The 14,525-nt window shown below is 70.8% G+C and carries 15 protein-coding genes; 12 read left to right on the plus strand and 3 right to left on the minus strand.

Going from position 1 to position 14,525, the window contains the following annotated elements; translation table 11 throughout:
• Positions 1 to 116 precede the first annotated feature (116 nt).
• From lon to FJ108_11090, 12 genes are all read left to right on the plus strand, one after another.
• Positions 117 to 2,435, plus strand: coding sequence for an endopeptidase La (lon, locus tag FJ108_11035; protein MBM4336427.1), 2,319 nt, complete (start codon positions 117 to 119; stop codon positions 2,433 to 2,435).
• Positions 2,315 to 3,658 (plus strand): thiamine-phosphate kinase, encoded by a 1,344-nt coding sequence (gene thiL / locus FJ108_11040; protein MBM4336428.1) that lies wholly within the window; start codon positions 2,315 to 2,317, stop codon positions 3,656 to 3,658. Before lon ends, thiL begins: the two co-directional genes overlap by 121 nt.
• A gap of 44 nt (positions 3,659 to 3,702) precedes the next feature.
• Entirely contained in the window at positions 3,703 to 4,953 is a 1,251-nt protein-coding gene (locus FJ108_11045) for a methyl-accepting chemotaxis protein (protein MBM4336429.1), read from the plus strand.
• 14 nt (positions 4,954 to 4,967) lie between these two features.
• Positions 4,968 to 5,435, plus strand: coding sequence for a chemotaxis protein CheW (locus FJ108_11050; GenBank protein MBM4336430.1), 468 nt, complete (start codon positions 4,968 to 4,970; stop codon positions 5,433 to 5,435).
• Positions 5,417 to 5,791, plus strand: a complete 375-nt coding sequence (locus FJ108_11055) for a response regulator (GenBank protein MBM4336431.1) — start codon at positions 5,417 to 5,419, stop codon at positions 5,789 to 5,791. The genes FJ108_11050 and FJ108_11055 overlap by 19 nt, the downstream gene beginning before the upstream one ends.
• Positions 5,792 to 5,864: 73 nt before the next feature.
• Positions 5,865 to 6,296 carry a hypothetical protein gene (locus FJ108_11060; GenBank protein ID MBM4336432.1) on the plus strand — a complete coding sequence of 144 codons (432 nt, stop codon included), beginning with the start codon at positions 5,865 to 5,867 and terminating at the stop codon, positions 6,294 to 6,296.
• 8 nt (positions 6,297 to 6,304) lie between these two features.
• Complete coding sequence (locus FJ108_11065; GenBank protein MBM4336433.1) at positions 6,305 to 7,402, plus strand: hypothetical protein; 1,098 nt, start codon at positions 6,305 to 6,307, stop codon at positions 7,400 to 7,402.
• The gene (locus FJ108_11070) at positions 7,399 to 7,953 is read left to right on the plus strand and encodes a hypothetical protein (GenBank protein MBM4336434.1); all 555 of its coding nucleotides are present in this window, start codon (positions 7,399 to 7,401) and stop codon (positions 7,951 to 7,953) included. The genes FJ108_11065 and FJ108_11070 overlap by 4 nt, the downstream gene beginning before the upstream one ends.
• A gap of 12 nt (positions 7,954 to 7,965) precedes the next feature.
• Complete coding sequence (gene larB / locus FJ108_11075; protein MBM4336435.1) at positions 7,966 to 8,715, plus strand: nickel pincer cofactor biosynthesis protein LarB; 750 nt, start codon at positions 7,966 to 7,968, stop codon at positions 8,713 to 8,715.
• Positions 8,669 to 9,904, plus strand: a complete 1,236-nt coding sequence (gene larC, locus FJ108_11080; GenBank protein MBM4336436.1) for a nickel pincer cofactor biosynthesis protein LarC — start codon at positions 8,669 to 8,671, stop codon at positions 9,902 to 9,904. Before larB ends, larC begins: the two co-directional genes overlap by 47 nt.
• The gene (locus tag FJ108_11085) at positions 9,820 to 10,662 is read left to right on the plus strand and encodes an alpha/beta fold hydrolase (GenBank protein ID MBM4336437.1); all 843 of its coding nucleotides are present in this window, start codon (positions 9,820 to 9,822) and stop codon (positions 10,660 to 10,662) included. The genes larC and FJ108_11085 overlap by 85 nt, the downstream gene beginning before the upstream one ends.
• 64 nt (positions 10,663 to 10,726) lie before the next feature.
• Positions 10,727 to 10,939, plus strand: coding sequence for a hypothetical protein (locus FJ108_11090; protein MBM4336438.1), 213 nt, complete (start codon positions 10,727 to 10,729; stop codon positions 10,937 to 10,939).
• Here the strand turns inward: FJ108_11090 and FJ108_11095 are convergent.
• The 3 genes from FJ108_11095 to FJ108_11105 form a co-directional block, all read right to left on the minus strand.
• Positions 10,911 to 12,287 carry a response regulator gene (locus FJ108_11095; protein ID MBM4336439.1) on the minus strand — a complete coding sequence of 459 codons (1,377 nt, stop codon included), beginning with the start codon at positions 12,285 to 12,287 and terminating at the stop codon, positions 10,911 to 10,913. The two genes, FJ108_11090 and FJ108_11095, sit on opposite strands and share 29 nt — an antisense overlap.
• Positions 12,288 to 12,387: 100 nt before the next feature.
• Positions 12,388 to 14,007, minus strand: coding sequence for a chaperonin GroEL (gene groL / locus FJ108_11100; protein MBM4336440.1), 1,620 nt, complete (start codon positions 14,005 to 14,007; stop codon positions 12,388 to 12,390).
• Between the two features lie 13 nt (positions 14,008 to 14,020).
• On the minus strand, positions 14,021 to 14,308 hold the full coding sequence (locus tag FJ108_11105; GenBank protein MBM4336441.1) for a co-chaperone GroES: 288 nt from the start codon (positions 14,306 to 14,308) through the stop codon (positions 14,021 to 14,023).
• Positions 14,309 to 14,525 lie beyond the last annotated feature (217 nt).

Here is a 14,525-nt window from a genome sequence, read left to right on the forward strand (position 1 = left end):
GCTCGGGCTCGCGCGCGTCGATTTCCTGACTCGTGGAAAGCGAATCCCCCGGCACCTTCGAGATCCCCGGTCAGCTTCCTCTTCTGCCCATTCGCGACGCGGTCGTGTTTCCGTCGATGATCCTGCCGCTCTTCGTGGGGCGGGACGTGTCGACGCACGCGATCGAGACCGCGATCGAGGGAGATCGCCTGCTGGCGCTGGTGACCCAGCGCGATCCCGAAGTCGAGGATCCCGGGCCCGAGGATCTCCATTCGATCGGCGTGGTCGGAATGATCATGCGGATGATGCGCCTGCCCGACGGCCGGCTGAAGGTGCTCGTGCAGGGTCTCTCGAAGATCCGCGTGACTCAGTACCTGCGCACCGAGCCGCACATCGACGTCGCGGTCGAGCCGGTCGAGGCCGAGTCCGGCGAGGAGTGGACGGTCGAGGTCGAGGCGCTGGTGCGGAGCGTGCGCGAGAAGCTCGACGAGCTGCTGCCGCTGCGCCATCTGCCGCCCGAGGTCCTGACCGCGACCGCGAACATCGACGACCCGGGCCGGCTCGCCGACCTGGCGGCCTCGAACCTGCGGCTGCGGATCGAGGAGGCCCAGGAGATCCTCGAGATCATCGATCCGGTGCGACGGCTGCGGAAGATCGACGCGCTGCTGCGCCGCGAGCTCGCGGTCAGCTCCGTGCAGGCGGAGATCCAGGGCGCGGCCCGCGAGGAGATCTCGCGCTATCAACGCGAGCAGTTCCTGCGCGAACAGATGCGCCAGATCCAGGACGAGCTCGGCGAGGGCGCCGAGCGCAAGTCCGATCAGGACGAGCTGCGCCAGCGGATCGCGGCGGCCGGCATGAACGACGAGGCGCGCGCCGAGGCGGAGCGCCAGCTCGATCGACTCTCGCGCATGCACCCGGACTCGTCCGAGACACAGGTGATCCGCACCTATCTGGAGTGGATCAGCGAGCTGCCCTGGGCGAAGACGTCGGACGACGACCTCGAGCTCGCGCACGCGCGCGAGGTGCTCGAGCGCGACCACGCGTACCTGAACCGCGTGAAGGAGCGCATCCTCGAATTCCTGGCCGTGCACAAGCTGCGCGGAACCACCGCGGGCAAGGGGCCGATCCTGTGCCTGGTCGGCCCACCGGGCGTGGGCAAGACCTCGCTCGGGCGCTCGATCGCGCAGGCGATGGGCCGCAGCTTCGTGCGCATGTCGCTTGGCGGAATGCGCGACGAGGCGGAGATCCGCGGGCACCGGCGCACCTACGTCGGCGCGCTTCCGGGTCGGATCATCCAGGGCATGCGCACCGCGGGCACGAGCAACCCCGTCTTCCTGCTCGACGAGATCGACAAGATCGGCGCCGACTACCGCGGCGATCCCGCGGCCGCGCTGCTCGAAGTGCTCGACCCGGAGCAGAACCACACCTTCCGCGACCACTACCTGAACGTCCCCTACGATCTTTCGAAGACGCTCTTCATCGCCACCGCGAACCTGATCGATCCGATTCCCCGCCCGCTGCTCGACCGCATGGAGATGATCCGGCTGCCGGGCTACACGCCGGAGGAGAAGAGCGTGATCGCACAGCGCTACCTGCTGCCGCGGCAGATCGAGGAGTGTGGACTCACGCCCGAGCGCGTGCAGATCTCGCGCGCGGCCGTGCGCGAGGTGATCTCGGGCTACACGCAGGAGGCCGGCGTGCGCGGGCTCGAGCGCGAGCTCGGCCGCATGCTGCGCAAGGTCGCCCGCCGCATCGCAGAGGGCGAGGTGAAGCAGGTCTCGATCACGCTTCGCACGCTTCGCGCCCAGCTCGGGCCGCCGCCGCTTCTCGGCGAGTCGATTCCGCGCGCGGCAGAGGCGGGCCTCGCGCGCGGCCTGGCCTGGACCGAGGCGGGCGGCGAGGTGCTGGTGGTCGAGGCGACCAGCGTGCGCGGCCGCGGGCTGATCATGACCGGCCAGCTCGGCGACGTGATGAAGGAGTCGGGTCAGGCGGCGCTCTCCTACGTGCGCTGGCGCGGGGCCGAGCTCGGCATCGCCGAGGCGCTGGCGAAGAACGAGATCCACGTGCACGTGCCCGCCGGCGCGACGCCGAAGGACGGCCCGTCCGCGGGAATCACGCTGGCGACCGCGCTGGTCTCGCTGCTCACCGGAATTCCCGTTCGCGCCGACGTCGCGATGACCGGCGAGGTCACGCTTCGCGGCCGCGTGCTGCCGGTCGGCGGCGTGCGCGAGAAGGCGCTCGCCGCGCTTCGCCGCGGCATCCGCACCGTGATCCTGCCCGAGGCCAACCGGCACGACCTCGAGGAGATCCCGGAGGAGCTCGCGCGGAAGCTCGAATTCCACTTCGTGCGCACCATGGACGAAGTCCTCGAGCTCGCCCTCGCCGAGCCCCTCCACCACAAGCGCCGCCTCCGCCGCCCCGCCACCCGCCCCACCACCGCCATCGCCAGGACCTGACCAACCTCCCACTGCTTTCTCCCTCTTTCTCTCTCCTCACGCGAAAGACGTGCCCCGCCTCGGCGGCCGCGCCGGCGTCGACGAGGAGGGTCGAGGGTCCTCCCGAGGGGACCCCCGAGGAGACCCGGCGCGGCCGACGAGGCCGCCCGGACGCCTCGTTCCAAGTCCGGTCCGAGACGCACGAAGCCCCCTGGGACTACGATCGCCCCGTGGACCTTGCGACCCTCGGCGAGTTCGGCCTGATCGAAGCGATCCGCCGCCGCGCGCGCGTCGACCGCCGCGTCTGGCGGCTCGGCATCGGCGACGACGCGGCGATCCTGCGCGCGCGACCGCGCGAGGACCTGGTGCTGACCACGGATGCGCTCGTCGAGGGCGTGCACTTTCGCTGGAGCACCACCGACGCCGTCTCGCTGGGAGCGAAGTCGCTCGCCGTGAACCTGTCGGACGTGGGCGCGATGGGCGCGAATGCGCTCGGCTGTCTGCTCACGCTCGGGGTTCCGCCGGGCGTCGACCCGGCGCATCTCGACGGATTTCTCGCCGGACTTCTGCGCCTCGCGCACGCGAGTCACTGCCCGCTCATCGGGGGCGACACCGTGAGCTCGCCGCTCTGGCTGATCAGCGTGACCGTGGTCGGCTCGGTCGCGCGGGGTCGCGCGCTGCTGCGCTCGGGCGCGCGGCCGGGGGATCGCATCTTCGTCACCGGCGAGCTCGGCGGCGCGTCCGCCGGCCTCGCGCTCCTGTCGCGCGGCGGCCCGTCGAGCGCGAGCGAGCGGCGTCTCGTGGCCCGACAGATCCGTCCACGACCGCCGTTTCGCGCCGGCGCGGCGCTCGTGCGCGCGAGACTCTCGCGCGCAGGCATCGACGTCTCGGACGGTCTCGCCCAGGATCTCGGCCACGTAGCAAACGAGAGCGGCGTGGCCGCGCACGTCGACGTCGCGCGCGTTCCGCTGGCGCGCGGCCTGACCGCGGCGGCCTCCCGGCTCGGCCTCGATCCGCTCGCGCTCGCGCTCGCGGGCGGCGAGGACTACGAGCTGCTCTTCTTCGCGCCGCCGCGCGCCGGAACGGCCGCGGCGCTGTCCCGCAAGCTCGGTTGCCGGGTGACCGAGATCGGTGTCATCGCCCGCGGCTCCGGTGTGCACTTCGCGCGCGACGGAAGCGATTACCGGCTCGAAAGCGCCGGCTTCCAGCACTTCAAGCCCGCCCGAGCAAACTCCGAGAAGTAGCGAGGCGCCCGCATTTCGCGGCGAACTTGCGCTCGGAAGGCCTGTTGCGGTTCGACCTCTCGCAGAAGCTCGTGCTCGGCTTCACCATGGCGATCGCCATCGGCGCCGGGATCACTCCGGCGCTGCACTGGCTCGGCGTGCCGAGCTGGGGCGCGTTCTTCGTCGTGATGCTGGCCGGGATCGGCCTCGGCTGGATCTATGCCGGGCAGATCACCGCGAACTTCCGCACGCTTCGCGCCTGCACAGAGCGGATCAGCCGCGGCGACCTTTTGGCCGAGATCGACATCGAGGCCGGCCGCCGCTTCCCGGACGAGACCGTCGACCTGGCGCGCTCGATCGGCGGCATGCTGCAGAAGCTCCGCGAGCTCGTCGATCACATCCAGCGCGCCGCCGAAGACGTGGCGCAGTCCTCGCGCGACGTCGCGACCTCGTCGCCCCGCGTGAACAGCACCAGCCACGCGCTCGGCGCGACCATGGAGACCGTCTCGTCGAGCGCGGGCCAGCAGCAGCGCGACGTCGAGCAGATCCGCGCGCGCATCCACGAGATCGCCGATTCGCTTCGCGCCAACGCCGACGCCGCGCGCCGCGCCTCGTCGCTCACCAGCGAGGCCAGCCAGCGCGCGACCGCGGGCGTCGAGGTCTCGCGGCTCTCGCAGGCGAAGATGCAGAGCCTGTTCGAGCGGATCGAGCAGGCCGGACACCGCGTGGAGAGCTTCGAGGGCAAGATCCACTCGGTGCACCGCGTCACCGAGATGATCTCGAGCGTCGTCGAGAAGACGCACCTGCTCTCGCTGAACGCCTCGATCGAGGCGGCGCGCGCGGGCGACGCGGGGCGCGGCTTCTCGGTGGTCGCGGAGGAGATCCGCAAGCTCGCCGAGAGCGCGGGCAGCTCGGCCGAACAGATCGAGGATCTGATCCGCGAGCTCGAAGAGGAGTCCAAGCGGATCGCACAGGCGACGCTGGCCATGCGCGACGACGTGCGCGGCGGCCGGCAGGACCTCGAAGCCATCTTCGTCGCGCTCGAGAAGGTGCAGGGCGCGGTCACCGAGGCGTCGAACCGCGCCGAGGACATCTTCCAGAAGGCGGGCAGCCAGGCGGCGGACTCCGAACGCATGGTCGGCGACGTCGAGCGCGTGGCGGCCGTCGTGGGCCAGAACGCCAAGGCGATGAACGAGATGCGCGGCGGGCTCGGCGCGCAGACGCGAACGATGGAGCAGATGGTGCGCGAGGCCGCGCGCCTCTCCGACATGTCGGTCCAGCTCGGCGAGGTCGCGCGCCGGTTCCGGACCCGGTAGGCGAGGGCGCAAACGTGGAAACGACTCCCTGGCTGCGCTTCGAGGTCTCCGAGCAGGCGTATGCGATTCCGCTGGCGTCGGTGGTCGAGGTGACGGGCGCCGCCCGGCCGCATCTGATTCCGCGCATCCCGCTCGAGATCGGCGGCGTGCTGAACGTTCGCGGCGAGCCGCTTCCCGCGGTCGACGGCGGGACGGTGCTCACCGGCTCGAAGTCGAAGCGTCACCGACACGTGTTGGTGCTCGAGCGCGGCGAGCTGCGCATCGGCGTCCTGGTCGGAGCCGTGCGCAGGATCGAGCGCGAGCTCGCGGCGGAGCCGCCTTCCGACGACGCGGCCGACCCCGAGCTGGTGCGCTGGGTGATTCAGGACGACACGGCTCTGGGGCTGGTCGACCCCGAGGGGCTGATCGAACGGGCGACGATGCTGCTCACGGATCAACGCAAGCAGCCTGGAGGACAGGAGGCATGGCAAACCGGGTTCTGATCGCGGACGACGCGGCATTCATGCGAGAGATGCTGCGCGACATACTCACGGACGGCGGCTACGAGGTCGTGGGCGAGGCGGCGGACGGAAACGAGGCCGTCTCGGCCTTCGCCAAGCATCTGCCCGACCTGCTCACGCTCGACATCGTGATGCCGCGAAAGAGCGGCCTGGAGGCGCTGCGCGAGATCGTCGCGGCGCACCCGGGCGCCTGCGTGGTGATGTGCAGTGCGCTGGGCCAGGAGGCGCTGGTGATGGAGGCGCTCGAGGCCGGCGCGCGGGACTTCATCGTGAAGCCGTTCAAGCCGGATCACGTGCTCGAGGTGGCGCAGAAGGCGCTCGCCAAGTCGGACGACTGACCCGGGATCTCTCCTGAACCTCGAGAAGTACAGAACGCTCTTCGTCGACGAGGCGGGCGACCATCTCCAGGAGATGGGCCGCGCGCTCGCCGCGCTCTCGGCCGGCGACGAGCCGATCGAGAGCGCGATCGACACGCTCTTCCGCATGGCCCACTCGATCAAGGGCATGGCGGCGTCGCTCGACTACGACGCGATCGCGTCGCTCTCGCACCGGCTCGAGGACTGGATGGAGCCGCTTCGCGCGGGCGCGGAGTTCGACCGCTCCCAGCTCGATCTTCTCGCCGAGGCGATCTCCTCGCTCGAGGAGATGGTCGCCCGCGTGGACGAGAACGGCACCCCTGACCCGGCGCGCGAGGATCTGCTGCTGCGGCTCGCGCAGAAATCCGAGGCGGCCACCGCGATCCAGCCCGGGCTCAAAAAAAAACTCCCGAGACCGCGGCAGCGCCGCTCCCTCGCACGGTTCGCGTTCGCACGGAGGCGATCGACCGCTTCCTGGCCGCGGTAGGCGTGCTGATGCAGGGCCAGTCGCGCCTCGAGGAGCTGCACCGCCGCGCGCCCTACTGGGACGGCCAGGGCGCGTTCGTCGACGAGCTCGACCAGCTCGCGCGCGTCGTGCGCGACCTGCGCCGCCACGCGCTCGACATCCGCATCACTCCGGTCCGCCGCGTGCTCGAACGGCTGCCGCGCGTGGCCCAGGATCTTGCGCGCGAGCTCGGAAAGCTCGTGCGCGTGGAGCTCGTCGGTGAGGAGGTCGAGGTCGACCGGGCGGTGCTCGATCACCTGGACGATTCGCTCCTGCACCTGGTGCGAAACGCGATCGACCACGGGCTCGAGAACGAGGCCGAGCGCAGAGCCGCCGGCAAGGACGCGATCGGGACGCTGCGCATGCGCGCGTCGCGGGTCGGCGGGCGCCTGCAGATGAGGCTCGAAGAGGACGGCCGCGGAATCGACGTCGAGAAGGTGCGCAGGCGCGCGATCGAGCGCGGTCTGCTGCTCGAGATGGTGGCCGAGGATCTGCCGGCCGGGCGAATCCTCGAGTTCATCTTCGAGCCAGGCATCTCCACACGCGACAGCGTCAGCGACATCTCCGGGCGGGGCGTCGGGCTCGACGCCGTGAAGCGGCAGCTGGAGGCGCTCGGCGGGACGATCTCGGTCGAGAGCGCGCCAGGAAAGGGAACCGCGTTCCTGCTCGATCTGCCCGCGATGGTCGCCTTGCAGCGGGTGCTCGTGCTGCTGGTCTCGGGCGAGCGCGTGGCGCTGCCGATCGCGGCTGTCGAGGCGGTGCTCTCGGTCGAGGAGGCCGCCGTCGAGCGCGCCGGTGTCGACGCGTTCTTCATGCTGAAGGAGGAGCCGCTTCCGCTGCTCGATCTCGGGCCGCGCCTCGGCGTGGACCCGACCCGCGCGGACGGAGGCTGCGTCGTCGTGGTGGAGGCGCGCGGCTTCAAGCTCGGCCTGCTCGTCGACCGCGTGGTCGACGACCTGGAGGTCTTCGTGCGCGAGACGCCGCCGCCCCTGCGCGCGCTCGCGTCCCTGGGCGGTGTCGCGATCCTGCGCGACGGCGCCCCTGTCTTCCTGCTCGAGATCGGCTCGCTCGTGGAGAACTTCCCGTGAGCGCGTCAGCGGATCGCATCGCCGAGATCGCGAACATCTGCGCGGGCCATGCCTCGAGCGCGCTCGCGGACCTGCTCGACGCGACGCTGCTCTTCGAGCCTCCGACGGTCCACGCGCTGCCCGAGGGGCGACCGCTCGAGACGCTCTTCGCGCGCGAGGACCGGGTCGCCGCCGTGTTCGTCGAGCTCGAGGGCGTGCTGCGCGCGGATGCCGCGCTCCTGCTCTCGGCGAGCGCGGTCGAGGAGGTCCTGGCGCGCGTGGCCGGGAAGAGCGCCGACGAGACCAGCGCGGGCTCGACGCTCACGGTGCTCGCAGAGGTGGGGAACATCGCGCTCTCCGCTGCGGCGAACGCGCTCGCGGTTCTGCTCGGCGAGCGCTCGCTTCCGTCGGTGCCGCGCGCGGCCTACGCGCGCGAGGGAACGCTCTCGATGCGCGAGCTCGGTCGCGGCGCGGATCGTGCACGCTCCGTCGTGGTCGTGGAGCTGGTCGAGCGTTCCGGGCCGCTGCGCCTGCACTTCGTGCTGGTGCCCAGGGACGAGGCGATCGACTAGACTCGGCGCGGAATGGACCGCGACCGATTGAACGCGCTACTGGACGGCTTCGCGCGCGGGGATCTCGAGCGCGACGAGCTGGTCGAGATGCTCGCGAGGCTGCCGTTCCAGGCGCTCGGCGATGCGCGCGTCGACACCCATCGCTCGCTCCGAAACGGCGTTCCCGAGGTGGTCCTGGGCGAAGGAAAGACGGTCGACCAGATCGCGCGGATCGTTCGGGTGCTGCGCGATGCGGGCGGGGACGTGCTCGTGACGCGCGTCTCGGCCGAGCAGGCGCGCGCGCTGATTGCGGCGGTGCCCGGACTCGAGCATCTCGCCGCGGGGCGCCTGCTGGTGCTGCGGCAGACGCCGCTCGTTCCGCGCGGACGCGGCGTGATCGCGGTCGTCTCCGCGGGAACCTCCGACCTGCCCGTCGCCGAGGAGGCCGCGCTCGTCGCGGAGCACTTCGGCAACAAGGTCGAGCGCGTCTACGACTCCGGCGTATCGGGTCTGCACCGGCTGCTGGCCTCGCTCGAGACGCTGCGCGGCGCCTCGGTCGTGATCGCGGTCGCGGGAATGGAAGGGGCGCTCGCCTCGGTCGTCGGTGGGCTCGTCGCCGTGCCGGTGATCGCGGTGCCGACGAGCATCGGCTATGGTGCGTCCTTCGGCGGTGTCGCGGCGCTGCTCGCGATGCTGAACTCCTGCGCCGCGAACGTCACGGTGGTGAACATCGACAATGGCTTCGGAGCCGCGTACGTCGCGTCGCTCGTCAATCGCGCCTAGGCACGGCGCGCGCGCGGATCGCGCGCTCCACTTCGACTGCTTCTCCGGCGCCTCCGGAAACATGCTTCTCGGCGCCCTGCTCGAAATCGGCGCTCCGGTGTCCGCGGTGCGCGCGGCGCTCGCCGGGCTCGGGGTCGGGCCGATCCGGATGCGACTCTCGCACGTCGCGCGCGGGGCGATCCGTGCACGCCACGTCGGGTTCTCGACCCGCGAGCGCGGTCACGAAGGCCGGCCCTTCCGCGCGGTCCGGGCGATTCTGCGCAAGGCGCGAATCGAGCCGCGCGTGCGCGAGCGCAGCGTCGAGGTGTTCGAGCGACTCGCGCGCGCCGAGGGACGGATCCACGGCGTGCCGATCGAACGCGTGCACTTCCACGAGGTCGGCGCGATCGACGCGCTCGGAGACGTCGTCGGGGTCTGCGCGGCGGTCGAGTCGCTCGGGGTCGGGAGCGTCAGCTGCACTCCGCTTCCGCTCGGCCGCGGCGCGGTCGACACCGAGCACGGGCCGATCCCGCTCCCCGCGCCCGCGACGCTCGAGCTGCTGCGCGGCGTGCCCACCGTTCCGCTCGACGTCCGCTGGGAGACGGTGACACCGACCGGTGCCGCGCTGCTCGCGACCCTCGTCGGCGAATTCGGCCCGATGCCCGCGCTTCGTCCGCTGGCGCAGGGCTTCGGCGCCGGAGAGGACCGCGCGGGGCCGCTGCCCAACGTGCTGCGTGCCGTGCTCGGAGAGCTCGAGCCGGAGCTGGGACGCGACCATGTCGCGCTTCTCGAGACCAACCTCGACGACATGAGCCCGGAGCACCTGCCCTTCCTGATGGAGCGGCTTCTCGACGACGGGGCGCTCGACGTCTCGCTCGTGCCGCAGCTGATGAAGAAGGGCCGTCCGGGCCAGCTCCTGCGCGTGCTGGCGCGACCGCCCGACGCGGAGCGGCTCGCGCGCCGGGTGCTCTCGGATTCGACCGCGCTCGGCGTGCGCGTGCAGCTCGTGCCCCGGCTCGTGCGGGCTCGAAGCGCGCGCTCGGTGCAGACACCGTACGGGGTGATTCGCGTCAAGCTCGCCGGAGGCGCGAGGGAGGGGATCCGAGTGAAGCCGGAGTACGAGTCCTGCGCGCGCGCCGCGCGCCGGCACCGGGTTTCGATCGAGAGCGTCGCGCGTGCGGCGGATCTCGCGGCGCGGGGGCTGCCTTGAAGGCGGACGGAAGCGCGTTCCGGATCGGCGACGCGCGCGGAGGCGACGCGCCGGCCGTGCTCTGCGTCCACGGGCTCACCGGTACGCCCTACGAGGTCCGCCCGCCCGCCGAAGCGCTGGCCGAATCGGGCTTCTTCTGCGAAGGACCGCTGCTTCCGGGGCACGGCACCCGGCACGAGGACCTGGCGGCGACCCCGCGCGGCGCCTGGGTCGAGGCGGTCGTCTCGGCTTTCGACGCGCTCGCCAGCCGACACGCGCGTGTGTACGTGCTGGGCCTGTCCCTCGGCGGTTTGCTTGCGCTCTCGCTCGCCGGACGCCGACCCGTCGCAGGCGCGGTGGTGCTCGCCGCGCCGCTCGATCTGGGGCCGCTGATCCGCAATGCCGTGCCCTGGCTCTGGCCGCTCGTGCGCTCGCTTCCCAAGACGCCCGCGATCTTCGACGACGAGGCGCGAATGCGGCACCCCGGCTACGACCGGATGCCGATGCGCTCCGTGAACGAGCTGATCCGGCTCGCGCGCGAGGTCGAGCGCGCGCTTCCCGAGGTGCGCGCCCCGGTGCAGCTGATCTTCAGCCGGCGCGATCCGACGGTCCCCGCGCGCAACGCGCAGGCGATTCTCGACGCGCTCGCGCCCGGCGACCGCGAGCTGCACTGGCTCGAGGATTCCGCTCACGTGCTGCCCGTGGACCGGGAGCGGGAGCTGGTCGCGCGCCGGGTCGTGGAGTTCCTGCTCCGGCTGGAGAAGAGCGCCGGCGGTTGACGGCAACGCCCGGGCTGGGAATCCTAGGACGCGAACCACGAACGGTTCCGGGGGCGAAGAGCTAATGGCGGAGATTCCCGCGGCCGCGGTGAAGCGGCTGCTCACGAAGCATGGCAGTGAGCTGAGGACTTCGGGTACGGCCGTGGAGCTGGCGGTGGCCGCGGCCGAGGAATACGTCGCGCGCCTGGCTCAAGAGGCGAGCGCCTCGGCTCAGCGCGACAAGCGCAAGACGATCATGGACGACGACATCAAGAAGGCCCGGCAGGTCGTCGGCTAGCTCGCGAGCCCGGATCCCTCTCGCTTCGCAGCGCGAGCGCTTCGATCACGCGGATCCAGCGCGGCTCGCCTCCGTCGAGAAAGCTGCGGAAGCGGATCCCGGCGAGCACGCTCGCGTATCCGGGCAGCGTCGCGCGCGACATCACGTCGCCCTCGACCTCGATCGGCGCGAGCGGAGGCGGCAGCTCGATTCGGTAGCGCTCCACCGCGCCCGGCAGGATGTCCCGCCTCGTCCGCAGACAGATTCCGCCCCGGGCGACGAGCTCGGTGAGCTCGTCCCAGTTCCCGACGCTCGAGTCGGTGCGCACCGCGAGGCGCGCCGGGAAGCGGCGGTAGCGGCGATGCGCGGCGTGATCGAAGAGGTCGAGGAGCGGCTTCTCGATCTCCTCCCAGCGCAGCGGCTTGGCGACGTACAGCGCCGCGCCCGCGTCGCGCGCGGCTGAACGGTTGGTGTTGCTCTCGCGCTCGTCGACGAGCACGATCGGCAGCTGCTCCAGCCCCGGGAGCTCGCGAAATCGCATCGCCAGCTCGAAGCCGTCCTCGCGGCCGAGGCGGACGTCGATGAAGAGCAGCGGGTAGCTGGTCTCGCGGAACGCCGCGAGGCCGCGCTCCGGATCGCGCAGAAAGTCGAGCTCGATCGAGTGCTCGGAGAGATGGCTCTGCAGGCTGGCGAGCGCTTCGGGCGTGGCGGTCACGGCGAGCGCGCGGCGCGAGCGCTTGAGCGAGAGCGGCCGCGAGCTCTCGGGCGCCTGCGGCGCGACGATCAGGCCGCTGCGCGCTGCGCGCTCGCGCATCGCGGAGCCGATCGAGAGCGCGAGGTCGTTTGCGGTCTCCAGGCTCGGCAGCGGCCGATAGCGGCGCTCGCTCGGGTTGGTGAGCGAGCGCTCGGAGAGCTCTCCGCTGCTCGGCAGCAACAGCTCGCGCGGCGAGCGGACCTCGATCGAGCCGGCGGCCTCGTCGATCAGTCGCAGCCGAGCTCCACCGGCCGCGAGCTCGGTCGGGGCGTGCACGCGGTGGAGCCAGGCGAGCGCCTCTCGGAGGTCGCGAATCGACATCGCCCAGGCTTTGCGCAGGATGGCTTCGACGTCGCTGGCGGACTCACAGCGCGTGACGTCGAGCGCGGGCAGGTCGAAGAAGACCGCCGGATCGAAGAGCTTCAGGCGGTTGTGACCCAGCGTGTAGAAGCGCACCCGCTCGATCACGAGCGGCCTGACGAGCGTCTCGAACGGGGTCGAGCCGAGCGAGAGCTCACCCTCGGCGGAGCTCGCCCCGCGGGCGCGCTCCACCCGGACGCCGAGCGCGCGCAGGCGCTGCGCCAGGAACTCCGCGTCACGCTCGGCGGACGACATCTCGCCCTCGCTCCCCCGGAAGCTCCATCGGCGAGCTTCCGGGGGGGCTGAAGACGAGCGGATCAGGTCACGGGCGCTCGCCCGGGACCCGGGAGACGGCTCAGTGCTGGTGTCCCGCGTGAGCGCCGGCGGGCTCTTCTTCCTTGGGCTTGTCGGCGATCATGGCGTGCGTGGTCAGGAGCAGACCCGAGACGCTCGCGGCGTTCTGGAGCGCCGTGCGCACGACCTTGGTCGGGTCGATCACGCCGTCCTTCACCATGTCGCCGTAGGTCTCGCTGGCGGCATTGAAGCCGAAGGCGCCCTTGCCGCTCGCCACCTTGTCCACCACCACGGAGGCCTCGTGGCCGGCGTTCTGCGCGATCATCCGCAGCGGCTCTTCGACGGCGCGCCGGATGATGTCGATTCCCGCCTGCTGCTCGGTCGAGCTGCCCTTCAGCGTCTCGAGCACCTTCTTGGCGCGAATCAGGGCGACGCCGCCACCGGGCACGATGCCCTCTTCGACGGCGGCGCGCGTGGCGTGCAGCGCATCCTCGACGCGCGCCTTCTTCTCCTTCATCTCGCTCTCGGTCGCCGCGCCGACCTTCACGACCGCCACGCCGCCCGCGAGCTTGGCGAGCCGCTCCTGCAGCTTCTCGCGGTCGTAGTCGGACTTGGTGTCCTCGATCTGCTTGCGGATCTCGTTGCAGCGGGCCTCGATGTCCTTCTTCTTGCCCGCACCCGAGATGATCGTCGTGTTGTCCTTGTCGATCACGATCCGGCCGGCCTTGCCCAGGTCGGTGAGCGTCACGTTCTCGAGCTTGATGCCGAGCTCCTCCGCGATCACCTGTCCGCCGGTCATGATCGCCATGTCCTCGAGCATCGCCTTGCGGCGATCGCCGAAGCCGGGCGCCTTCACGGCCGCGACGTTCAGCGTGCCGCGGATCTTGTTCACGACCAGCGTCGCGAGGGCCTCGCCTTCGAGGTCCTCGGAGATGATCAGCAGCGGCTTGCCCGCGCGCGCCACCTGCTCCAGCAGCGGCAGCAGATCCTTCATGTTCGAGATCTTCTTCTCGTTCAGCAGGATCGACGGGTTCTCGAGCACGACCTCCATCCGTTCCGCGTCGGTGACGAAGTACGGCGAGAGGTAGCCGCGGTCGAACTGCATGCCCTCGACCACGTCGAGGATCGTGTCGAGGCCCTTGTTCTCCTCGACGGTGATCACGCCTTCCTTGCCGACCTTCGCCATCGCGTCCGCCAGGATGTTGCCGATCTCCGCGTCGTTGTTCGCGCTGATCGAGCCGACCTGCGCGATCTCGGAGCGGTCGCGCGTGGGCTTGGACAGCTTCACGAGCTCGGCGACGATCGCCTCGACCGCGGCTTCGATGCCGCGCTTGAGTTCGATCGGGCTGTGCCCCGCGGCGACCATCTTCAGCCCCTCGCGAAAGATCGCCTGCGCGAGCACGGTCGCGGTGGTGGTGCCGTCGCCGGCGACGTCCGAGGTCTTCGACGCGACCTCGCGGAGCATCTGCGCTCCCATGTTCTCGAACTTGTCCTCGAGCTCGACCTCCTTGGCGACGGTCACGCCGTCCTTGGTCACGACCGGGGAGCCGTAGCTCTTCTCGATGATCACGTTGCGGCCCTTGGGACCGAGCGTCACCTTGACGGCATTCGCCAGCGCGTTGACCCCGCGAATGATCGCGTCCGAGGCGTGGGTATCGAACTTGATCTCCTTGGCGCTCATTTGATTTCTCCTCTCAGCCGAGAATCGCGAGGATGTCTTCCTCGCGCACGATCACGAAGGTCTCGCCCGAGACGGTGATCTCGTTTCCCGAATACTTTCCGTAGAGCACCCGATCGCCGGCCTTGACGTCGAGCGGTGTCAGCTTGCCGTCGTCGCGGATCTTGCCCTTGCCGACCGCGACGACCATGCCCTCCTGGGGCTTCTCCTTGGCGCTGTCGGGGATGATGATTCCCCCGGCGGTCTTCGTCTCACCCTCCACCTGACGCAGCAGGATGCGATCCTGGAGCGGTCGGATCTTCATGGTTGCGTTCTCCCTCGCGAGTTCGGTTGGTTGGCACTCTCGTAGACGGAGTGCCAGGCGCGGCCGATGGTACGGCGGCCGGGTTCGAAGTCAACGCCTCGCGGGGGCGTTCTCGAGCTCGGCGAGGCGGGCGAGAGCGTTCTCCGGACGCGAGAACGGCCCGCGCGGAATCGCCTGCTCGAGCGCTTCGCGCGCTCTCGTTGCGTCGCCGAGCACC

The organism is Deltaproteobacteria bacterium, assembly GCA_016875225.1.
Lineage (GTDB): Bacteria > Myxococcota_A > UBA9160 > SZUA-336 > SZUA-336 > VGRW01.

Coding starts and splice junctions, on each gene's coding strand:
- larB (MBM4336435.1), top strand. CDS start 7,966: ATGGACCGCGACCGATTGAACGCGCTACTGGACGGCTTCGCGCGCGGG.
- FJ108_11090 (MBM4336438.1), top strand. CDS start 10,727: ATGGCGGAGATTCCCGCGGCCGCGGTGAAGCGGCTGCTCACGAAGCAT.
- lon (MBM4336427.1), top strand. CDS start 117: ATGATCCTGCCGCTCTTCGTGGGGCGGGACGTGTCGACGCACGCGATC.
- FJ108_11095 (MBM4336439.1), bottom strand. CDS start 12,287: ATGTCGTCCGCCGAGCGTGACGCGGAGTTCCTGGCGCAGCGCCTGCGC.
- FJ108_11055 (MBM4336431.1), top strand. CDS start 5,417: ATGGCAAACCGGGTTCTGATCGCGGACGACGCGGCATTCATGCGAGAG.
- FJ108_11060 (MBM4336432.1), top strand. CDS start 5,865: ATGGGCCGCGCGCTCGCCGCGCTCTCGGCCGGCGACGAGCCGATCGAG.
- FJ108_11105 (MBM4336441.1), bottom strand. CDS start 14,308: ATGAAGATCCGACCGCTCCAGGATCGCATCCTGCTGCGTCAGGTGGAG.
- larC (MBM4336436.1), top strand. CDS start 8,669: ATGGCTTCGGAGCCGCGTACGTCGCGTCGCTCGTCAATCGCGCCTAGG.
- groL (MBM4336440.1), bottom strand. CDS start 14,007: ATGAGCGCCAAGGAGATCAAGTTCGATACCCACGCCTCGGACGCGATC.
- FJ108_11065 (MBM4336433.1), top strand. CDS start 6,305: ATGCAGGGCCAGTCGCGCCTCGAGGAGCTGCACCGCCGCGCGCCCTAC.